Genomic DNA, 21,631 nt, shown 5'->3' with positions numbered 1-21,631 from the left:
CGCGCATTCAGCAGGTAACCAAATCGCGCCACACTATCGGATTAACAAAGTACTTACAGTTAAGATATGCATCTGATGGTGGATACTTTTCCGAGGACTCTCGACGCTGCAGGCCCCATTGTTCGACGGAGGGTGACACATTCCGCCGCGATCCCACCCGAACGATGGCGTATCCATTCGCCGGCCGCGACGTTCCGCTGCCGGGTGCATGCCCCGACGGACGCCGGACTCGGGCCGTTGTGACGACACCGCAGCAGCGAAGCGGGCTCTGCCGGCCGTGGGTCGCCTGATCCCATCAGGAACGCCCGCTGCCGTCAGGCCGGGTGGAGTTGTCCCGGGGACCTGCCTGCACGGGGATCTGCAGCGGTCGCTCGACGGGCCCGCCACCGTGCGCCTGCATGTCGTCGGCCGGGCGCCGGGGTTCGGGAACCGTCTCGGCCAGGCCGTTGTCCCCTGCGTCGTTCTCCGCAACCAGGTGTTCGTGGACATGGCCGCCCTCCGCGGGGCTCTCCTCCGACGAACTCTCCCCCGCCGGGCCGTTCTCCGGTCGGTCTGCAGCCACCGGCACGGCCGCTGTCGGGGTGTCCAGGGCCTCCACGCCGGCCGCCGGGGCGACCCACCCGGTAGCGGCAGGGGCGGCCGGATCGGTCACCGGGGCGACGCCGAGCACGTCGAGCGCACCGACCGCCTCTGCCGCGGCGTCGGGCCGGGGCAGGGGCCGGACGGCGGTCCGGTCGCAGTCGAGCACCGCCAGCGCCGGGTCGGTGGCCAGGGAGGGTGATGACTGAGGCGCATCAGCCGATGCCGGGTCCTCGGTGTCCGCGGTCTGCGGTCCGGGCGCCCATTTCGCCATCCCGGTCGGCGCGGCCGTCCCGGCCCAGGCCGTGGGTGAGAGCCGCTGCTCCGGACGCACGAACAGGGACTCCGGACGCCTGAGCACCAGCCACGTCACGCCGCTCGCGATGACGAGGCCCCCGACCACGTACAGGACCCAGACCTGACCGACTTGCCAGCCCACGACGTTCCCCCCGGAGACGACGATCTCGACGCGGTACGCCCTCCGAGCGCCGTACGCGCGACCTCCCACCCGAATGGTCGCCCGCAGTCCTCGCCAATGGCGCATTCCACTCCAACGATCGGACCACATGGACCCGTTCACGTGTGGGTGAAAGCTTCCTTTGCGTCCGTCACGAACGGTTGATGCCACCGGCCCGGAGGCGTGCAGCCACCGGATGTTGTGATGACGGGATGGCAATCCCCCTCCCTGAGCTCGATCGTCGCGGTGTGGCTCTCGGCGTCGGGGCGTACGCGACGTGGGGGCTGTTCCCGGCCTTCTGGCCGCTGCTCGACCCGGCCGCACCGATCGAGGTGCTCGCCCACCGGATCCTGTGGACGCTGGTCCTGATGGCCGTCGTGCTGTCGCTGCTGCACCGCTGGAGCGACCTGCGCTCGCTCGCGACCCGCCACTGGTGGACGGTGGCGGCCGCGGCCGTCTGCATCGCCGTGAACTGGGGGGTCTTCATCTACGGCGTGGCGATCGGCCACGTCGTGGAGATCGCGCTCGGCTACTACATGAGCCCTCTGGTCAGCGTGCTGCTGGGCGTTCTGGTGCTGCGTGAACGGCCCCACATGCTGCAGTGGGTGGCGCTGGCCGTCGCCACCTCGGCCGTGGTGATCATCAGCGTCAGCAACGGCAGGCCGCCGTGGCTGGGGCTGGCGCTGGCCGTCTCCTTCGGTGTCTACGGGCTGCTGAAGAAGACGGTGCCGCTGAGCTCCACCGCCGGGCTCACCGCCGAGGGCCTGGTGCTGGGCACCGCCGCCGCCGCGCTGATCGTGGTGTTGCAGCTCGGCGGCTCGGGCACGCTGGTCGACCACGGCGGGTGGCACATCGTGCTGCTGGTGGCCGCCGGCCCGGTGACCGCGGTGCCGCTGCTGCTCTACGGCGCCGCCGCGCGCCGGATCCCGCTCACCACGCTCGGCACGCTGATGTACCTGACACCGACGCTGCAGTTCCTCTGGGGAGTGCTCGTGGTCGGCGAGTCGATGCCCGCCGTGCGCTGGCTGGGCTTCGGCCTGGTATGGGTGGCGCTGGCGATCCTCACCGTCGACCTGGTGCGTGCCACCCGCGCTGCTGCGCCCGAACCCCGCGTCCAGATCGCCGGGCGCACCTGAGGTCAGCCGGTGCGGTCCACCACGTACTCGGTGAGTGACGCGAGCGCCTGCGTGGCGGCGCTGTCCGGCAGCTTCCCGAGCTCGGCACGGGCACCTGCGGCTTCGCCCGCGAGCATCGTGCGGGCGCGGTCGAGCCCGGGACCGGCACGCAGCAGCCCGAGCGCCTCGGCCACCTCCGCGTCGTCGGTGAGCGGTTCGGCCAGCAGCACCCGGAGCCGGTCGGCGTCGCGGCCGGTGTCCTGCAGCGCGTAGAGCATCGGCAACGTGAGCACGCCCTCGCGGAGGTCGGTGCCGGGCGTCTTGCCGGAGCTGTCCGATGCCGAGGCGATGTCGATGATGTCGTCGGAGATCTGGAAGGCCATGCCGATCGTGGCGCCGAACCGGTGCAGCGCCTCCACGTGCTCCGGCGGGCAGCCGGAGAACATGGCGCCGTAGCGGCCTGCGGTGGCGATCAGCGACCCCGTCTTCTCCGCGATCACCTGGAGGTAGTGCTGCACGGGATCCTCGCCGGGGCGCGGGCCACGGGTCTCCCGCATCTGGCCGGTCACCAGCTCGGCGAACGTCTCGGCGATGATGCGCACCGCGTCCGGCCCCAGGTCGGCCACGAGCCGGGAGGCGTGGGCGAACAGGAAGTCACCGGTCAGGATCGCCACGCTGTTGTCCCAGCGCGAGTTGGCGCTCTCCGCGCCCCGGCGCATCGTGGCGGAGTCCATGACGTCGTCGTGGTAGAGCGTCGCCAGATGGATCAGCTCGACGACCACCGCGGCGGTGATCACCTCGTCGGCGTCGGGACTCGGCCCGATCTGCGCGCCGAGCAGCGTGAACAGCGGGCGGAACCGCTTGCCACCCGCCTCGATGAGGTGCAGCGACGTCTCGGTGACGAACCCGTACTCGCTGCGCACCTCCCGGTGCAGCAGATCCTCGACCCTGTCCAGGCCCGCGGCGGTGGCCGCGGCGAGCTCGGTGTCCCCGAGCTCGACGCCCGCTATCGCGTTGGTACTCACGCACGCTCCTCGGTGACGCTGTTCGGCCGCAATCGCGTCACTGCTTGCCGTTCCGGTGTGAGCCCGCGAGCTCGTTGACGTCCCTACCCTACGAAGCCGCCGCCGCCTGCCCAGCCCAAGGCCAGGGTCGGAACGATTCCGAGCAGGAGAGTGACGATCACCCCGAGCGTGATGGCCGCGGTGGTGAACGCTCCCGGGACCGTGACGGTGGGGCCGTCGGCGGCGGGCTCGCTGAAGTACATCAGCACGATCACGCGGACGTAGAAGAACGCCGCCACGGCGCTCGCCACCAGAGCGATGACCACGAGCGGGGCCATCCCGTCGCCGAGCCCGGCCGAGAAGACCGCGAACTTCGCCGTGAAACCGCTGGTGAGCGGGATCCCGGCGAGAGCGAGCAGGAGGAACGTCATGACCCCGGCGACGATCGGGGACCGTTTGGCGAGCCCGGCCCACTGGGACAGGTGGGTGGCCTCGCCGTCGGCGTTGCGGACCAGGCTGATCACGCCGAACACGGCGAGCGTGGTGAACCCGTAGGCCAGCAGGTAGAACAGCGTGCCCGAGACGCCCTGCTCGGTGATCGAGATGGCCCCGATCAGGAGGAAGCCGGCGTGGGCCACCGAGGAGTAGGCGATCATCCGCTTGATGTCGGTCTGCGTGAGACCGATCACGGCGCCGATCACCATCGACAGGATGGCGATCGCCCAGAGCACTCCCCGCCACTCCCAGCGGGTGTCCCCGAAGGCCACGTGCAGCACCCGCAGGATGGCGCCGAAGGCGGCGACCTTCGTGCAGGCCGCCATGAACGCCGTGACCGGCGTCGGCGCGCCCTGGTAGACGTCGGGCGTCCAGGTGTGGAACGGCCCGACCGAGCCCTTGAACATCAGGCCGACGACGAGCAGGGCGAGACCGCCGAGCAGCAGCGCGTCGGACCGCGCCGTGCCCACGGCGGCTGTGGCGATGTCGGTGAGGCGCACCGAGCCGGCGTAGCCGTAGATCAGCGCGAGGCCGTACAGGAAGAAGGCGGAGGCGAACGCGCCCAGCAGGAAGTACTTGACGGCCGCCTCCTGCGACATCAGCCGCCTGCGCCGGGCGAGGCCGCACATGATGTAGAGCGGGAGCGAGAGCACCTCGAGCGCGACGAACATCGTCAGCAGGTCGTTGGCGGCGCAGAACGCCATCATCCCGGCGAGGGCGAACAGCGTGAACGGGAAGACCTCGGTCTGCATGGTGGGCGCCAGACCGGGCGTGCCGTAGGAACGGTCCTCCGGAGGAGGCGCGATCCCCTCGGCGCCGGCCCCGCCGCCGACCACGGCACGCGACGCGGCGGAGGCGATGAGCGCCCCGCCGGGCTCCACCGACCGGTCGGCGATGAGCAGGATGCTGCCCAGGCCGAGCGCGAGCAGCGTGCCCCACAGGAACAGCGTGGGACCGTCCACCGCCAGCGAGTCGGCCAGCGTGGTGATGCCGGCGGGACCGTTGCCTGCGTAGAGGCCGAGCGCGAGTCCGGCCGCGCCGATCGCGACGACCGACAGCGTCACCTGGGCGGGCCACCGCTGGTGGCGGGGCAGGAACGCCTCCACCAGCACGGCGATGCACGCCGCCGCGAGCACGATGAGCAACGGCGCGAGCGCGGCGTAGTCGATGGGCGGCGCCATCAGGGGCGCCACCTGGGCCTGGCTGGTCACCGGGACAGTCCTCCCACCGGGTCGGAGAGACCCACTTCGTTCATGGTGGCCACCACGGACGGGTTGATGACGTCGAGCACCGGGCCCGGGAAGAACCCGAGCACGATGATCAGCACGATCAGCGGCGTCAGCACCGCGATCTCGCGCTTCGACAGGTCCGGGAACCCGGATCCGTCACGCTTCGCGGCGACGCCGGGGTCGAGCATGGTGCCGGGTCCGCCCCGCTCCAGCGCACCGAGCACCGCGGCGCCACGCACCGGGCCCTGCATGGTGCGCTGGTACATCCACAGCACGTAGAGCGCCGCGAGGACGATGCCGACGGTGGCCAGGATCGTGTACACCGGCTCGCGCGGGTAGGAGCCGACGAGCACCAGGAACTCGCTGACGAACGAGTTGGTGCCGGGCATGGCCAGCGACGAGAGCCCGGCGACGAGGAACGCGCCGGCCAGCAGCGGGGCCGGCTTGCTGACGCCCCCGTAGTCGGTGACCAGCCGCGACCCGCCGCGCGCGATGAGCAGGCCGACCACGATGAAGAGCATCCCGGTGGACAGGCCGTGGTTGACCATGTACAGCGCGGACCCCGCGAAGGCCTGCGTGGAGAAGGCGAAGATCCCGAGCGCGATGAACCCGAAGTGCGCGATCGAGGTGTAGGCCACGAACCGCTTCATGTCCGTCTGCCCGACGGCGAGCAGCGCGCCGTACAGGATCCCGATGACGGCGAGGATGAGCACCAGCGGCGCGAGCCGCTGGGACGCGAGGGGGAACAGCGGGAGGCAGTACCGCAGGAAGCCGAACGTGCCGACCTTGTCCAGCACGCCGACCAGCAGCACACCCGCACCGACCGGGGCCTCGGCACCGGCGTCGGGCAGCCAGGTGTGGAACGGCACCAGCGGGGCCTTGATCGCGAACGCGACGAAGAAGCCCAGGAACAGCCAGATCTGCGTGGACTCCGGCAGGCTCGCCGCCATCCGCTGCAGGTCGGTCCAGGTGAAGGTGCCCTGGCCGAACTGCTCGCCGCTCGCGACGAAGAGGCCGATCACCGAGGCGAGCATGATCAGCCCACCGAGCAGCGAGTACAGGAAGAACTTGACCGCCGCGTACTGCCTGCGCGGCCCGCCGAAGCGCCCGATCATGAAGTACATCGGGATCAGCATGGCCTCGAAGAACACGTAGAACAGGAACACGTCGGTGGCGGCGAACACCCCGACCAGCAGGCCCTGGGTGGCCAGCAGCAGTCCGAAGTAGCCCGACCTCGTGCGGCCCTCCGGCAGCTTCTCCTCCCAGGAGAACGCCATCACGATCGGCACCAGCACGGCGATCAGCGCGAGCATCACCAGCGCGATCCCGTCGATGCCGAGCGCGAACCGCGTGCCGAAGGCGGGGATCCACGGCACCGAGAGCTCGAGCTGGAACCGGGTGCCGCTCGCGGCGTCGGCCACCGAGTAGGAGAGCCAGGTGACCGCGGTGAGCACGAGTTCCACCAGCGCGAACCCGAGCGCGACGAGCCTGGCCAGTCGCTGGTTCTCCTTCATCGGAGCCACCACGAGGGCACCGATGAGCGGGAGGAGCAGCAGGACGAGGAGCAACACGCTTCCCCCTGAGGTCACGGAACCGTCATTCATGCGAACCGCACCGCCAGGAGCGCCGCCACGACGAGCACCGAACCGGCGAGCATCGAGAGCGCGTAGGAGCGAACGAACCCGGTCTGGAGCCGCCGCAGGCGGCCCGAACTGCCGCCCAACAGCGCGGCCGTGCCGTTGACCAGGCCGTCGACCCCGCGGTTGTCGACGTAGACCAGCGCGCGGGAGAGCCAGGTGCCGGGCCGCGCGATGAGAGTCTCGTTGATGGCGTTGGCGTACAGGTCGCGGCGTGCCGCCTGCACGGGGAGCGACACCGGCTCGGGGCGCTCGACGGGCGTGGGCCGCCTGCCGACCAGCAGGTAGGCGGCCAGCACGCCCAGCGCGGCGAGCACGAGGGTGAGGATGGTGACCTCGGTGTGCGACAGCGCGGCGTGCGCAGGCTCCGCCTGCTCACCGACCGACGGGGCCAGCCAGGTGGCCAGCACGTGGTTGTTGGTGAGCAGGAAGCCCGCGAAGACCGAGCCGATCGCGAGCACGATCATCGGCCCCGTCATCACCGCAGGCGACTCGTGCGGGTGGTACTCCTCGCCCTCGGCCGTGCGGAGATCCTTCCAGCGCTTCTCGCCGAAGAAGGTCATGAGCATCAGGCGGGTCATGTAGAAGGCGGTGAGACCGGCAGCGAGCGCGGCGGCGAGCCCGAAGACCCACCCCTGCCAGCCGGGTGCCGTGAAGGCGGCAACGATGATCTCGTCCTTCGTGAAGTACCCGGACAGGCCGGGGAAGCCGATCAGCGCGAGGTAGCCGAGGCCGAACGTCACGAACGTGATCGGCATGTACCGGGCCAGGCCACCGAACCTGCGCATGTCGACCTCGTCGTGCATCGCGTGCATAACCGACCCGGCGCCGAGGAAGAGCCCTGCCTTGAAGAAGCCGTGCGCGAGCAGGTGGGCGATGCCGAGCGCGTAGCCCACCGGTCCCAGACCGACCGCGAGGATCATGTAGCCGATCTGGCTGACCGTGGAGTACGCGAGCACCTTCTTGATGTCATCGTACGCGCACCCGATGATCGCCCCGATCAGGAGGGTGATCACCCCGACCAGCATGACGATCAGCCTGCCGGTCTCCGTGAGGTTGTAGATCGGGCTCGTCCGCGCGATCAGGAAGACCCCCGCGGTGACCATCGTCGCCGCGTGGATCAGCGCCGACACCGGGGTGGGGCCCTCCATCGCGTCCGGAAGCCAGGACTGCAGCGGGAACTGGCCGGACTTGCCGCAGGCGCCGAGCAGCAGCAACAGCGTGATCGCGACGAGCGCCGGCGTCGAGACCTGGCCGATCCGTTCGAACACGGCGTCGTACTGGAGAGTGCCCAGCTGCGACCACAGCACGAAGATCGCGATCGCCAGCCCGACGTCACCGACGCGGTTCATCAGGAAGGCCTTCTTGGCGGCGGTAGCCGCGGACGGGCGGTCCTGGTAGAAGCCGATCAGCAGGTACGACGCCAGACCGACGCCCTCCCAGCCGAGGTAGAGCATCACGAAGTTGTTGCCGAGGACGAGCAGCAACATCGCCGCGATGAACAGGTTGAGCTGTGCGAAGAACCGCCGACGACCTGGGTCGTGGCTCATGTAGCCGACCGAGTAGATGTGGATCAGCGCACCGACACCCGTGATGAGCAGCACGAACGTCAGCGACAGCGGGTCGATCCGCAGGCCGTAGTGGACGTTGAGACCTGCGACCGCGACCCAGTCGTAGAGCGACAGTTCCCGCGTCCGCTGGGCGGGGTCGAGCTGGAGGGTCTCGAGGAAGATCAGCAGACCCACCACGAACGACGCGACCACGGTGAGCACGCCGAGCCAGTGGCCCCACGCGTTCGCCCGCCTGCCTGCGACGAAGAGCACGAGTGCCCCGAGCGCCGGGAGTGCGAACAGCAGCCAGGCCAGGGAGGCCATGCCGGTGGCTGCCTCGACCGAGGGCAGCTCGGTGGCCTGGGCGAACACCGCGTTCATCGCGGGCTCCGACCGGTGGCCGCGCCGGTCACGGCACGGACATCACTGGTGGGCCTCGACCGACGTTCGCGCCGGGCCCGCGACAGACGGGGCGTGGTGTGCACGGGGAGCACTCCTAGGTCTCAGTACTTCAGCAGGTTCGCGTCGTCGACCGACGCGGTCCGGCGGGTGCGGAAGATCGACATGATGATCGCGAGACCGACCACGACCTCGGCGGCGGCCACGACCATCACGAAGAACGCCATGACCTGGCCGTCGAGCTGGCCGTTGATCCTCGAGAACGTGACGAGGCTCAGGTTCACGGCGTTGAGCATCAGCTCGATGCACATGAACACGACGATCGCGTTGCGCCGCACCAGCACGCCCACCGCGCCGATGGAGAACAGCAGCGCCGAGAGCAGCAGGTAGTAGGTGGGGCTCACCGGGTCTCCTCGGAGGTGTCGTCGGCGGACCGAGAACCGGTGAGGGCGTGCGCGTCCGGGTGCCGTTCGTCGGTGGGGGCCACCGGGGTGGCGTCGATGATCGCCGAGATCGACTCCGGCGCGATCGAGCCGTCGGGCAGCACGGCCGGGACGGCCACCGAGTTGGCGGTGGCGTAGACACCGGGGCCGGGCAGCGGCGAGATCCGGTCGTGCTCACCGCGCAGGCGCGCCTCGACCGTGGCCCGCTGGCCACGCTTGAGGTGGCCCTTGCTCTGCGCGAAGGCCAGCACCATGGCGCCCAGCGCCGCGGTGATGAGCAGCGCGGAGGTGAGCTCGAAGGCGAACAGGTACTTCGTGAAGATCAGCGCCCCGAGCCCGGTGACGTTGCCGCCCGCGCCCGCGCCACCCGCGGCCAGGCCGACCGAGGTGACGGAGGTGAGGGAGCTCCCGAGGGCGCCGACCAGCAGCACCGCGAGCCCGATGCCCAGGAGCAGCGCGGCCATCCGCTGGCCACGCAGCACCTCGACCACCGAGTCGGAGCTGTCCCTGCCGACGAGCATCAGCACGAACAGGAACAGCATCATGATCGCGCCCGTGTAGACGATGATCTGCACGAAGCCGAGGAACGGCGCCTGCTGCACGATGTAGAACACCGCGAGGCAGAACATCGTGCCGACCAGTGCGAGCGCGGAGTGCACGGCGTTGCGGGCGAACACCATGCCCAGCGCGCCGGCGAGCGCGATCGGGCCGAGGATCCAGAAGACGACGGCCTCGCCGACGCCGACGGCGTCAGGTGCCGCTTGCGCGAGAACGAGAACGTTCACTTGACCTGCTCCCCCACCGGGTCGGTCTCCGGGTTCTTCCGGGCCAGGGTCGGGCCCTGCACGTAGTAGTCCTGCTCGTCGTTCCCGAGGCGCATCGGGTGCGGCGGCTGCTCCATGCCCGGCAGCAGCGGCGCGAGCAGCTGCTCCTTCGTGTAGATCAGGTCCTGCCGGTTGTCGTCGGCCATCTCGTAGAAGTTGGTCATCGTCAACGAGCGGGTGGGGCAGGCCTCGATGCACAGCCCGCAGCCGATGCAGCGCAGGTAGTTGATCTGGTAGATCGCGCCGAACCGCTCACCCGGGGAGTAGCGCGCCTCCTCGGTGTTGTCGCCGCCCTCGACGTAGATCGCGTCCGCCGGGCAGGCCCAGGCGCACAGCTCGCACCCCACGCACTTCTCCAGCCCGTCCGGATGGCGGTTGAGCTGGTGGCGGCCGTGGTAGCGCGGCGCGGCTGGCGGGAAGTTCTCCGGGTACTCCTCGGTGACGACCTTCTTGAACATCGTCGAGAAGGTGACACCGAAGCCCTTGAAGAACTCAAACATCGTCGGTCTCCTTGGCAGCGGAACCACCGGTCAGGGCCGGCTCCCGCACCTGCCCGGCGTCCACCGGGCGGGCGCGGAGCTTGTGTCGTGACGGTGTGGGCACGGCGAGGTCGATCGGCGGCACCGGGTAGTCGGAGGCCAGCTCGATCACCGGCTCCTCGACCTGCCGGTCGGGCACCAGGAACGCCACCACCAGCACCACGGCGAGCCCGATCCCCACCGCCACCAGCAACGTGGTGACGTTGCCGGCGCCGCTGGTGCGGTAGGTGCGGATCGCGAAGATCGTCAGGATCCACAGCAGGCTGCCCGGGACCAGCACCTTCCAGCCCAGCCGCATGAACTGGTCGTAGCGCAGGCGGGGCAGCGTGCCGCGCAGCCAGATGAAGACGAACAGGAAGATGAACGTCTTGATCAGGAACGCGACGAACTGCAGCCAGCCGTTGGCGTTGAGGAACGACAGCGGCCACGGCCACTGCCCACCGCCCAGGAACAGCGTGGTGGCCATCGCCGAGACGGTGACCATGTTGACGTACTCGGCCAGGAAGAACAGCGCGAACTTCAGCGACGAGTACTCGGTGTGGAACCCGCCCACCAGCTCCGACTCCGCCTCCGGCAGGTCGAACGGCGCCCGGTTGGTCTCCCCGACCATCGCGATCACGAACACCACGAAGCTGGGCGCCAGCAGCAGCAGATACCACCCGCTGCTCTGGGACGCCACGATGTCGGCCGTGGACAGCGACCCGGCGTAGAGGATCACGCCGACGATCGAGAGGCCGAGCGCGATCTCGTAGGAGATCACCTGCGCCGCGCTGCGCAGCGCGGCGAGCAGGGGGTACGGGGAACCCGAGGCCCAGCCGCCGAGCACGATCCCGTAGACACCGATGGAGCTGCAGGCGAGCACGACCAGCACCCCGACGGGGAGGTCCACCAGCTGCAGGACGGTCGGCTCGCCGAAGATCGAGACCTCGCCGCCGAACGGGATCACCGAGAACGCCACGAACGCCGGGATCGTCGAGATGACCGGGGCGATGAAGTACACCCGCTTGTCGGCCATCACCGGCATGATGTCTTCCTTGAACGCCAGCTTGAGCCCGTCGGCGAGGCTCTGCAGCCAGCCACCCGGGCCCGTCCGGTTCGGGCCGGGACGCTGCTGCATCCGGCCCACCACCTTGCGCTCGAGGTTGATCATGAACAGGGTGAGCACCACGCCGATGGCGAACAGCGCCACCACCTTGAGCAGCACCAGCCAGATCGGGTCGTCGGCCAGCAGCTGCTGGGTGCGGGTCATCCCACCCGGCGCCTGCGCGAGCAGCTGGATGGTGGTCATGCCGTCACCCCCACGAGGTCACCGTGACCTGCTCCGAGAACGCTGCGGACGCGGCTGCCGTCGGAGTTGCCCGGCAGCCACACCACACCGTCGGGTAGATCGGCCAGCGCCACCGGCAGGGTGACCGCACCGCGGTCGGTGCGCACCGTGGCCGGCTGCCCCTCGACGAGGCCGAGCCGCTCGGCCGTGGCCGCGTTGACCCGCGCGAACGCCGGTCGTGCCGTGCCCGCCAGTGCGGGCTCGTCGACGGCCAGGGCCGCGTCGTCCACCAGCTGGCGCCAGGTCGCGAGCACCGCCTGCCCGAAGGCCGGGCGCAGCGGCTCCACCGGCGGCACCGACGGCGCCGCCGCAGCCGTCCGGGCGCCGAGCCCGAGCCGGCCCAGCTCACCGGCCGCGGCGGCGGGCGTCTGCGTGAACAGGTCGGCGTCCATCTCCACGGCCAGCGTGTCGAGCACGCGGCAGTCCGGGAGCACGCCGCTCGCGTCGAGGGCTGGCGTGAACTCGCGGCGCCTGCCCTCCCAGTTCAGGTAGCTGCCGGACCGCTGGGCGTCCGGAGCCACCGGCAGCACGACGTCGGCCAGCTCCGTGACCGCCGAGGTGTGCATCTCCAGGCTCACCAGGAACCCGACCTCCCGCAGCCCGGCGAGGGCGGCGGCCGGGTCGGCGAGGTCGTGCGGGTCGAGCCCGCCGACCACCAGCGCGGCCAGCTCGCCGATCGCGGCGGCCGCCAGGATCTCGTCGGTGTCGCGGCCCGGGGCGGTGGGCAGCGTTCCGGCCGCCAGGCCCCAGGCCGCCTCGATCTCGGCACGCGCGGCAGCGTCGGTGACCGGGCGGCCGCCGGGCAGCAGCGTGGGGACGGCACCGGCGTCGAGCGCACCGCGCTCACCGGCCCGGCGCGGCACCCAGCCGACGACGGCACCGGTGCGGGCGGCCAGCGCCGACACCGCGGAGTACAGGCCCGGCACCTCGGCTGCGCGCTCCCCCACGAGGATCACGCCGCCACCGGTGAGCGCGGCGACGACGTGCTCCGGGAGCTCGGCGAGCACGGCAGCCTCGGCGCCCGGGACCGAGCGGACGAGGTTGTCCTTGGCCGCCGGGGACGCGGCCCCGGTGTCGCGCGAGGTGCGCGCGACGGCCGGAGTGGTCCACTGGCCGAGGTGGAACACCTGCTGGCCGTGCTTGCGGGCCGCCTTGCGCAGGCGGAGGAAGACGATCGGCGACTCCTCCTCCGGCTCGAACGCCACGCACAGGACCGCGGGCGCGGCCTCCAGCCGGGCGTAGTCGAGCACCTCGGGGCCCTGGCCGACGACGTGCGCCGCCAGGAACTCCAGCTCCTCGGCCGAGTGCGGCCGGGCCCGGAAGTCGACGTCGTTGGTGTGCGCCGCCACGCGGGCGAACTTGCCGTACGCGTAGGCGTCCTCGACGGTCAGCCGGCCGCCCGCGAGCACCCCGATGCCACCCTCACGGGCGGCGGTGAGGCCCTCTGCCGCGGCCGTGAGCGCCTCGGTCCACGAGGTCTCGACGAGCACCCCGTCAGCGCCCCGGACCATCGGACGGGTGATCCGCTCCGGCGAACCGAGGTAGCGGAACGCGAACCGCCCCTTGTCGCAGTTCCACTCCTCGTTGACCGCCGGGTCGTTGCCGGCCAGCCTGCGCAGCACCGTGCCGCGCCGGGTGTCGACGCGCTGGGCGCAGCCCGACGCACAGTGCTCGCAGACGCCGTCGGTGGAGACGAGGTCGAACGGGCGGGAGCGGAACCGGTACGCGGCACTCGTCAGCGCGCCGACCGGGCAGATCTGGATGGTGTTGCCGGAGAAGTAGCTCTGGAACGGCTTGTCCTCGGCCACCCCGATCTGCTGGTGCGCACCGCGCTCGAGCAGATCGATGAACGGGTCGCCCCCGATCTCCTCGGAGAACCGGGTGCAGCGCTGGCAGAGCACGCAGCGCTCGCGGTCGAGCAGCACCTGCGTGGAGATCGGCAGCGGCTTGGGGAACGTCCGCTTGGTGTCGACGAACCGCGAGTCGGTGCGGCCGGTGCTCATCGCCTGGTTCTGCAGGGGGCACTCGCCGCCCTTGTCGCAGATCGGGCAGTCCAGCGGGTGGTTGATGAGCAGCAGCTCCATCACCCCCTCCTGGGCCTTCGCGGCCACGGGAGAGGAGTGCTGGGTCTTGACGACCATGCCGTCGGCCACGGTCATCGTGCAGCTGGCCTGCGGCTTCGGCATCGGGCGCCCGCCCATCTCCACCTCGACCAGGCACTGGCGGCAGGCGCCTGCCGGGTCGAGCAGGGGGTGGTCGCAGAAGCGCGGGACGATGATCCCCAGGCGCTCGCAGGTGCGGATCAGCAACTCGCCCTTGGGCGCGTCGACCTCGAGGCCGTCGATCGTGAGGCGGACGTGGCCCTCGGGTACGGGCCGCGCCTCCTTCTTCTCCTCGGGAGCGATTGTCATGCCGTGGCTCCGGTCAGCTCGGCCAGCTGCTCCGGACGTGCCACCGCGGGTTGGGCGGCGATCAGGTCCAGGAACTCCTGGCGGAAGTACTTGATGCCGCTGGTGATCGGGCTGGTCGCACCGTCACCCAGTGCGCAGAACGAGCGGCCCAGGATGTTGTCGCAGATGTCGAGCATCGTCTCGACGTCGGCCTCGGTGCCCTCGCCGTGCACCATGCGCTCGAGGATCTGGACGAGCCAGTAGGTGCCCTCGCGGCACGGCGTGCACTTGCCGCAGGACTCGTGCTTGTAGAACTCGGTCCACTTCATCACCGCCCACGGCACGGACACGGTCTCGTTGAAGACCTGCACCGCGGTGGTGCCCAGCATCGACCCGGCCGCTGCCGCGCCCTCGAAGTCCAGCGGGACGTCGAGGTGCTCGGCGGTGAACAGTGGGGTGGACGAGCCGCCCGGCGTCCAGAACTTGAGTGGGATCCCGTCCTTCATCCCGCCCGCGAGATCCAGCAGCTGCCGCAGCGTGATGCCCAGCGGCGCCTCGTACTGGCCGGGCCGCTCGACGTGCCCGGACACCGAGTAGATCTTCGGGCCGGGGCTCTTCTCCGAGCCCATGCTGCGGAACCAGTCGCTGCCGCCCTGCACGATCGCGGGAACCGAGGCGATGGTCTCCACGTTGTTGACCACAGTGGGCGATGCGTACAGACCGGACGTGGCCGGGAACGGAGGCTTGAGGCGCGGTTGACCGCGACGACCTTCGAGCGAGTCGAGCAGCGCCGTCTCCTCGCCGCAGATGTACGCACCGGCGCCGGCGTGCACCACGATGTCCAGGTCGAAGCCGGAGCCGAGGATGTCCTTGCCCAGGTAGCCCTTGGCGTAGGCCTCCTCCACCGCACGGCGCACCCGGCGGATGCAGTGCAGCGCCTCGCCACGCACGTAGATCGCGCAGAAGTTCGAGCGGATCGCGTAGCAGGTGATGATGCAACCCTCCACCAGGGAGTGGGGGTCCGCCATCATCGTCGGGATGTCCTTGCAGGTGCCCGGCTCGCCCTCGTCGGCGTTGACCACGAGGTACTTGGGCTTGGCGCCCGGCCCGGTGGGCCCCTGCGGGATGAAGCTCCACTTCATCCCCGTGGGGAAGCCCGCACCGCCACGCCCGCGCAGACCGGAGTCCTTCACCAGCTGGATCAGCTGGTCGGGGTGCGCGGCGAGCGCGGACCGGAGGGCCTGGTAGCCCTCCAGCTGTTCGTAGGTGTCGATCGACCACGAGCGGGGCGACAGCCAGCGCCGGGTGAGCACCGGGGTGAGCGGGTCGGGCGCCGGCGGGTTGGTCTGTGCAGCGGTCATGACTTCTTCTCCGGGAGGTCCGGCAAGGCCGGTGGGGCGTCGGGCATCGGCGGGGCGACCCAGCCGCGGTCGGCCGCCAGCTGCGCGCCGCGCACCGTCTCCGGTGCGGTCGAGGGGCCTTCGACGCTGCGCTCCAGGTCGGGGAAGATCCCGGCCAGCTCGAGCTCCACGGTCTTGAGGTCGGTGAGTGGTGCCCCGCGGGTGGGCGCCGGCCGCTCGCCGCGCTGCAGCGCGTCCACCAGCGCCTCCGCCGACTCAAGCGTGAGGTTGTCGAAGTACTCGTAGTTGACCTGCAGCACCGGGCCCAGGTCGCAGGCCGCCAGGCACTCCGCGTGCTCGAGCGTGATCGAACCCGGGGTGCCCGGCTCGCCCGCCGTCTCCTCGTGGCCGACGCCGAGCTTCTCGCTGAGCCGCTTGTAGATCGCGTCGCCACCCAGCACGGCGCAGAGTGTGTTCGTACACACGCTGACCAGGTGTTCTCCGCACGGGCTGCGCTTGTACATTGTGTAGAAGGTGGCTACCGCGGAGACCTCGGCGGTCGTCAGTTCCAACGCTTCAGCGCAGTAGCGGATCCCGTCCTGGCTGACGAAACCCTCCACCGACTGCACGAGGTGCAGCAACGGGAGGAGTGCCGATCGTGACTGTGGGTAGCGAGCGATGATCTCCTTCGTCCGCTGGCGGGTCACCTCGTCGAAGACCGGTGAGACGGGTGACGGCTCCTGCGCCACCGCCTCCCACACGACCTCCTCCGGCGCGGCCGGCCGGCCGTTCGCCTCGGGCGTGCCTTCCGGCGTTGTCATCGGTCCACGCCTCCCATGACCGGGTCGATCGACGCGACGGCCGCGATGACGTCCGCCACCATGCCGCCCTCGCTCATCGCCGGCATCGTCTGCAGGTTCACGAAGCTGGGGTCGCGGACGTGGACACGCACCGGGCGCGTACCCCCGTCGGACACCAGGTGGTAGCCCAGCTCACCGCGGGGCGACTCGATCGGTACGTACACCTGGCCGGCCGGCACCGAGAAGCCCTCGGTGACCAGCTTGAAGTGATGGATCAGCGACTCCATCGACTGACCCATGATCTTGCGGACGTGCTCGAGGCTGTTGCCCATCCCGTCCGAGCCGATCGAGAGCTGCGCAGGCCAGGCGACCTTGCGGTCCTCGACCATGACCGGGCCGGGCTCCATCTTCTGGGCGGCCTGCTCGATGATCTTCAGCGACTCGTGGATCTCCGCGACCCGCAGCCGGTAGCGGGCGTAGCAGTCCGCCTCGGTGGCCGTGGGGACCTCGAAGTCGTACTCCTCGTAGCCGCAGTAGGGCTCCACCTTGCGCAGGTCCCACGGCAGCCCCGCCGCGCGCAGGATCGGCCCGGTGGCGCCGAGCGCGAGACACCCGTCCAGCGGCAGGTAACCGACCTTCTCGAGGCGCTGGCGCCAGATCGGCTGCCCGGTGAGCAGCTTGTCGTAGTCGGGCAGCCGCGTGCGCATCAGCGCGACGAACTCGGCGACCTTCTGCTCCCAGCCGTCGGGGAGGTCCTGTGCGAGACCACCGGGCCGGACGAACGCGTGGTTCATCCGCAGGCCGGTGAGGAACTCGAGCAGGTGCAGCACCTCCTCGCGCTCCCGGAAGCCCGCCGTCATACCGGTGAGCGCGCCCAGCTCCATCCCGCCGGTGGCCAGGCACACCAGGTGCGAGCCGATGCGCGTGAGCTCCATGAGCAGCACCCGGGCCACGGTCGCGCGGCGCGGCGCCTCGATGCCCAGCAGCTTCTCCACCGCCAGGCAGTACGCGGTCTCGTTGAAGATCGGCGCGAGGTAGTCCATGCGCGTCACGAAGGTGACGCCCTGGGTCCAGGTGCGGTACTCGCAGTTCTTCTCGATACCGGTGTGCAGGTAGCCGATCACCGACCTGGCCTGCTGCACCGTCTCGCCCTCGAGCTCCAGCACCAGCCGCAGCACGCCGTGCGTGGACGGGTGCTGCGGGCCCATGTTGATGACGATGCGGTCGTCGTGCTCCTCGTCGAGGAACGTGTCCCAGTCGCCACCGGTGACGGTGTAGACCGTGCCCTCGGTGGTCTCACGCTCCGACGCGTACGCATCGGGCGTGGGAGCGTCGTCACGGATGTCCGTCATGTCGCCGCCTCCGCGGAGATGAGGTCGTCGGGGGTCACGTGTAGGACCGCCGCTGGTCCGGAGGCGGGATCTCCGCCCCCTTGTACTCCACCGGGATCCCGCCGAGCGGGTAGTCCTTGCGCTGGGGGTGGCCTTCCCAGTCGTCCGGCATCAGGATCCGGGTGAGCGCCGGATGGCCGTCGAAGATCACGCCGAACATGTCCCAGGTCTCCCGCTCGTGCCAGTCGGCCGTCGGGTAGACCTCGACGACGCTCGGCAGGTGCGGGTCGTCCACGTCGAGCGCGACCTCCAGCCGGATACGGCGCCGGTAGGTCATCGACGTCAGGTGGTAGACGACGTGCAGCCGCTGAGCGACGCCCTCGCCGTAGTCCACCCCGGACACCGAGGAGCACAGCTCGAAGCGCAGGCCCTCGTCGTCGCGCAGCGTGCGGCAGAGGTCGAGGATGCGCTCGCGCCGCACGTAGAACGTGATCTCGCCGCGGTCGATGGTGATCTGCTGCACCGCGCCGCGCGGCACCCCGCGCTCGGCCAGCGCCTCGGCGAAGTCGTCGGCGAACTCGTCGAACCAGCCGCCGAAGGGCCGCTCGGCCGGGGCCGGGGCGTGCCCGGGCAACCGCAGCCCGCCGAAGCCGGAGGTGTCGCCGGAGCCGGTGACCCCGAACATCCCCTGGCGCTCGCGGGTGGCCGGGGCCGCGACCCGCGTGCCCCCCTCCGGGGTGGACCGGTCACCGCCATCGGCGGCGGACCGCGCGTCGATCGGCGCGTCCGTCTGCTCCGGTTCGCCGCCCGCGGGCCGCTCGCCTCCCGCGGCGCGCTGCGCGGCGGTGTCGGCTCCGCTCGCCTCCGCGGAGGACTGGGCGCCGCCGGTCGGCTCGCCGCTCTCCTTGGACGTGCCGGACGTGCCGGTGTTCTCGTCAGCCATGGCCGGTCACTTCTTCTTCGCGTACTTGATCGAGGACGGCACCAGCTCGGTCTTGTAGCCGCTCTCCGCGAGCGCAGCGGCCCGCTTGGCACCGAGGGGCTCGTCCATGATCTTGGCGTGGATCTTGAGGATCGCGTCCATCAGCATCTCCGGCCGCGGCGGGCAGCCGGGCAGGTACATGTCGACGGGGACGACGTGGTCGACGCCCTGCACGATCGCGTAGTTGTTGAACATGCCCCCCGACGAGGCGCAGACGCCCATCGCCAGCACCCAGCGGGGCTCGGGCATCTGGTCGTAGATCTGGCGCAGGACGGGAGCCATCTTGTTGCTCACCCGGCCCGCGACGATCATCAGGTCGGCCTGGCGCGGCGAGGCGCGGAAGACCTCCATCCCGAAGCGGGCCAGGTCGTACCGTGGCGCCCCGGTGGTCATCATCTCGATCGCGCAGCAGGCCAACCCGAAGGTGGCGGGCCACAGCGAGGACTTGCGGGTCCAGTTGACCAGCTTCTCGACACTGGTCAGCAGTACGCCGCTGGGCAGGTGCTCTTCCAGACCCATCTCAGTTCCAATCCAGTCCGCCGCGCCGCCACACGTATACGTAGGCGAAGCCGACCGTGACGATGAACAGCACGATCTCCACCAGCCCGAACAGTCCGAGCGCATCGGCGCTGACCGCGAACGGATAGAGGAAGACCATCTCGATGTCGAACAGGATGAACAGCATCGCCGTCAGGTAGTAGGCGACCGGCATGCGGCCACCACCCACGACGGGCTGGGGTGAAGGCTCGATGCCGCACTCGTAGGCGTCGAGCTTCGCCCGGTTGTAGCGCCGCGGCCCGATGTAGGGCGCGGCCGTCACCGAGAACAGCGCGAACGCACCGGCCAGGGCGAACATCAGCACCAGCGGGAGGTAAGGATCGAGCATCCGTTCAGCCCTGTCGTCTACTAGTAGCGGACTCTTCCTGGTCAGACACCGCTCGCGACACTAAGTCGGGGCGCGGCCCTGGCCGGAGCCAGGCATGCCTTAGTACTACAAACTCGGTGCGAGCCTGGTCATCGTGGTGATGACCCGGTCGCTCACGCCCCCGTCCTTCGGGTCGTAGAGGTTGGCGAGCAGCTTGAGGATGAAGCGCATCAAGGTCACGCGCGGCAGACCGTACTTCGTGGCCAGGCCCATCACCGACGGGTTCCCGATGAGCTTCGAGAAGACGTTGCCGATTCGGTAGTAACCGCCCAGCGCCTGGCTCATCGCGACCGGATAGCCGGCCAGTGCCGCCTCCGCCGACGCGCCCGAGCGGGCCAGCGCCTGCACCGCGCACCGGGACGCGATCGCCGCCGACTCCATCGCGTAGGCGATGCCCTCCCCGTTGAACGGGTTGACCATGCCGCCCGCGTCGCCGACGAGCAGCAGGCCGGGGCGGTAGTGCGGGGTGCGGTTGAAGCCCATCGGCAGGGCCGCCCCGCCGACGCTGCCCACCGCGTTCCCGTCGCGGAAGCCCCACTCCTCCGGGGTCCCGTCGAGCCAGGACTTCAGTAGCGCCCGGTAGTCGGTCGACCCGTAGGCCTTGCTCGTGGACAGGATCCCGAGCCCGACGTTCGACGTGCCGTCGCCCATCCCGAAGATCCAGCCGTAGCCCGGCAGCAGCTTGGGGTCGGCCGGGTTCGAGCGGTCCCACAGCTCGAGGTGGCTCTCGAGGAAGTCGTCGTGCGTGCGGGGACTGTTGTAGTACCGGCGGACGGCCACCCCCATCGGCCGGTCGTCGCGCTTGGCCATCCCGAGGCTCAACGCGAGCCGGGCGCTCACGCCGTCGCACGCGAGGGTGAGCGGCGCCCGGTAAGAGACCGGGCGGCGGTCCTTGCCCTTGCCGACCATGCCGGCCACGCCGGTGACCCGGCCCGTCCGCGGGTCGGTGAGGGCCTCGGTGACCGTGGTGTCCTCGTGCAGCCGCGCGCCGGACTTCTCGGCGTGGCGCACGAGCAGCTCGTCGAAGTCCTGCCGGGGCCGGACGGCACCGAAGTTCGGGAAGCTCGCGAGGGTGGGCCACTCCAGCTCGAGGGTGACGCCGCCACCCACCACCCGCAGGCCCTTGTTGTGCAGCCAGCCGTTGCTCTCCGAGCAGTCGATGCCCAGGTCGATCAGCTGCTTCATGCCGCGGGGCGTGAAGCCGTCGCCGCAGACCTTCGGCCGCGGGAACGTCGATTTCTCCAGGAGGAGCACGTCGAGACCGGCACGTGAGAGGTATGCAGCGGCGGTGGACCCGGCGGGACCGGCACCGACGACGATGACGTCGGCGTCGGCATCCGGTCGCCCGCCGACGGTGGTGGGTTCGGGCGCGACCAAAACGGCTCCTTGTGAACAGATTCACGAAGTCTTACGGAGTCTATGCACCCGGGCGAGTGAGCGCGCGTCCGCCACCCGGGCGGCGCCTCCCCGACGCCGCAGATCGACTGCGCCGGGCGTTCAACATCGGCAGCGTCAGCCCGCCGGACGGTCCACGACACGGTACGGACGGCGGGCCCGGTGCAGGGCGACCGCCCCCAGAGCCAGGTCCCGCCAGGCCACCTGCGTCCAGCCGGCAGCCGCGATGCGCCGGGCCAGCTCGGGCTGGGCGGGCCAGGCGCGGATCGACTCACCGAGGTAGCGGTAGGCCTCCGGATTGCTCGAGACGCGCTCCGCGACCGCGGGGAGCACCCGCTCCAGCCCCAGGTGGTAGGCGACCCGGAACGGCGCGAACGTCGGACGGCCGAACTCGCACACCACCAGCCGGCCGCCCGGCCGCGTGACCCGCGCCAGCTCGGCGAGGGCGGCATCGGGATCGGCGACGTTGCGCAGCCCGAACGAGATCGTCACCGCGTCGAAGGCGGCGTCCCGGAACGGCAGGTGCAACGCGTCGGCCGCCACCTTCGGCACCGCACGGTGGGCACCCGCCTGGAGCATCCCCAGCGAGAAGTCGGCCGCCACGCACCAGGCACCGGAACGGGTCAGCTCCACCGTCGACACGGCGGTGCCCGCGGCGAGATCGAGCACCCGGTCCCCCGGCCGCAGCTGCAGCGCCTCCCGCGTGCGGGCCCGCCACCGCCGGTCCTGCCCGGCGGTGAGCACGGTGTTGGTGAGGTCGTAGCGGCGCGCGACGCCGTCGAACATCGCGGCGACGTCGTGCGGATCCTTGTCGAGGTCGGCGCGGCTCACGCGGGGAACGCTACGCGGACCGCCCCAACCCCCCACACC

The 21,631-nt window shown here is 70.5% G+C and carries 19 protein-coding genes; 1 reads left to right on the top strand and 18 read right to left on the bottom strand.

The window, feature by feature from the left end:
- Positions 1-295: 295 nt before the first annotated feature.
- Entirely contained in the window at positions 296-1,018 is a 723-nt protein-coding gene (locus tag HF577_RS03660; RefSeq protein WP_211173746.1) for a hypothetical protein, read from the bottom strand.
- A 230-nt stretch (positions 1,019-1,248) separates the two neighbouring features.
- Here HF577_RS03660 and rarD point away from each other — a divergent pair, with 230 nt between their 5' ends.
- The gene (rarD, locus tag HF577_RS03655; protein ID WP_169394288.1) at positions 1,249-2,172 is read left to right on the top strand and encodes an EamA family transporter RarD; all 924 of its coding nucleotides are present in this window, start codon (positions 1,249-1,251) and stop codon (positions 2,170-2,172) included.
- Positions 2,173-2,174: 2 nt separating this feature from the next.
- Here rarD and HF577_RS03650 read toward each other — a convergent pair whose 3' ends face one another.
- The 17 genes from HF577_RS03650 to HF577_RS03570 all read right to left on the bottom strand — a co-directional run bounded on the left by HF577_RS03650 (position 2,175) and on the right by HF577_RS03570 (position 21,592).
- On the bottom strand, positions 2,175-3,176 hold the full coding sequence (locus tag HF577_RS03650) for a polyprenyl synthetase family protein (protein ID WP_169394287.1): 1,002 nt from the start codon (positions 3,174-3,176) through the stop codon (positions 2,175-2,177).
- Between the two features lie 83 nt (positions 3,177-3,259).
- Entirely contained in the window at positions 3,260-4,831 is a 1,572-nt protein-coding gene (gene nuoN, locus HF577_RS03645; protein ID WP_211173757.1) for an NADH-quinone oxidoreductase subunit NuoN, read from the bottom strand.
- Between the two features lie 26 nt (positions 4,832-4,857).
- Positions 4,858-6,483 (bottom strand): NADH-quinone oxidoreductase subunit M, encoded by a 1,626-nt coding sequence (locus HF577_RS03640; RefSeq protein WP_169394286.1) that lies wholly within the window; start codon positions 6,481-6,483, stop codon positions 4,858-4,860.
- Positions 6,480-8,390, bottom strand: a complete 1,911-nt coding sequence (gene nuoL / locus HF577_RS03635; RefSeq protein WP_169394359.1) for an NADH-quinone oxidoreductase subunit L — start codon at positions 8,388-8,390, stop codon at positions 6,480-6,482. Before nuoL ends, HF577_RS03640 begins: the two co-directional genes overlap by 4 nt.
- A gap of 179 nt (positions 8,391-8,569) precedes the next feature.
- Positions 8,570-8,869, bottom strand: coding sequence for an NADH-quinone oxidoreductase subunit NuoK (gene nuoK, locus HF577_RS03630; RefSeq protein WP_169394285.1), 300 nt, complete (start codon positions 8,867-8,869; stop codon positions 8,570-8,572).
- Complete coding sequence (locus HF577_RS03625) at positions 8,866-9,693, bottom strand: NADH-quinone oxidoreductase subunit J (RefSeq protein WP_169394284.1); 828 nt, start codon at positions 9,691-9,693, stop codon at positions 8,866-8,868. Before HF577_RS03625 ends, nuoK begins: the two co-directional genes overlap by 4 nt.
- Entirely contained in the window at positions 9,690-10,232 is a 543-nt protein-coding gene (gene nuoI / locus HF577_RS03620; protein ID WP_169394283.1) for an NADH-quinone oxidoreductase subunit NuoI, read from the bottom strand. The genes HF577_RS03625 and nuoI overlap by 4 nt, the downstream gene beginning before the upstream one ends.
- Positions 10,225-11,520, bottom strand: coding sequence for an NADH-quinone oxidoreductase subunit NuoH (nuoH, locus tag HF577_RS03615; protein ID WP_169394358.1), 1,296 nt, complete (start codon positions 11,518-11,520; stop codon positions 10,225-10,227). Before nuoH ends, nuoI begins: the two co-directional genes overlap by 8 nt.
- A 35-nt stretch (positions 11,521-11,555) precedes the next feature.
- Entirely contained in the window at positions 11,556-14,009 is a 2,454-nt protein-coding gene (locus tag HF577_RS03610) for an NADH-quinone oxidoreductase subunit G (RefSeq protein ID WP_169394282.1), read from the bottom strand.
- Positions 14,006-15,349, bottom strand: a complete 1,344-nt coding sequence (gene nuoF, locus HF577_RS03605; RefSeq protein ID WP_169394281.1) for an NADH-quinone oxidoreductase subunit NuoF — start codon at positions 15,347-15,349, stop codon at positions 14,006-14,008. Before nuoF ends, HF577_RS03610 begins: the two co-directional genes overlap by 4 nt.
- Positions 15,346-16,149 (bottom strand): NADH-quinone oxidoreductase subunit NuoE, encoded by an 804-nt coding sequence (gene nuoE / locus HF577_RS03600; RefSeq protein ID WP_169394280.1) that lies wholly within the window; start codon positions 16,147-16,149, stop codon positions 15,346-15,348. Before nuoE ends, nuoF begins: the two co-directional genes overlap by 4 nt.
- Positions 16,146-17,480: an NADH-quinone oxidoreductase subunit D gene (locus HF577_RS03595; protein ID WP_169394279.1), complete on the bottom strand. Its 1,335-nt coding sequence runs from the start codon at positions 17,478-17,480 to the stop codon at positions 16,146-16,148. Before HF577_RS03595 ends, nuoE begins: the two co-directional genes overlap by 4 nt.
- A 34-nt stretch (positions 17,481-17,514) precedes the next feature.
- Positions 17,515-18,402 (bottom strand): NADH-quinone oxidoreductase subunit C, encoded by an 888-nt coding sequence (locus HF577_RS03590; RefSeq protein ID WP_169394278.1) that lies wholly within the window; start codon positions 18,400-18,402, stop codon positions 17,515-17,517.
- A gap of 6 nt (positions 18,403-18,408) precedes the next feature.
- The gene (locus HF577_RS03585) at positions 18,409-18,960 is read right to left on the bottom strand and encodes a NuoB/complex I 20 kDa subunit family protein (RefSeq protein WP_169394277.1); all 552 of its coding nucleotides are present in this window, start codon (positions 18,958-18,960) and stop codon (positions 18,409-18,411) included.
- 1 nt (position 18,961) lies between these two features.
- Entirely contained in the window at positions 18,962-19,327 is a 366-nt protein-coding gene (locus tag HF577_RS03580) for an NADH-quinone oxidoreductase subunit A (protein ID WP_169394276.1), read from the bottom strand.
- A gap of 105 nt (positions 19,328-19,432) precedes the next feature.
- Entirely contained in the window at positions 19,433-20,743 is a 1,311-nt protein-coding gene (locus HF577_RS03575; RefSeq protein ID WP_169394275.1) for a geranylgeranyl reductase family protein, read from the bottom strand.
- Between the two features lie 135 nt (positions 20,744-20,878).
- The gene (locus HF577_RS03570; protein WP_312858921.1) at positions 20,879-21,592 is read right to left on the bottom strand and encodes a demethylmenaquinone methyltransferase; all 714 of its coding nucleotides are present in this window, start codon (positions 21,590-21,592) and stop codon (positions 20,879-20,881) included.
- Between the last annotated feature and the right edge of the window lie 39 nt (positions 21,593-21,631).

The sequence above is a fragment of the Pseudonocardia xinjiangensis genome, from assembly GCF_012911925.1.
GTDB classification, from domain to species: domain Bacteria; phylum Actinomycetota; class Actinomycetes; order Mycobacteriales; family Pseudonocardiaceae; genus Pseudonocardia; species Pseudonocardia xinjiangensis.
This window is presented reverse-complemented; position numbering and strand designations above follow the sequence as displayed.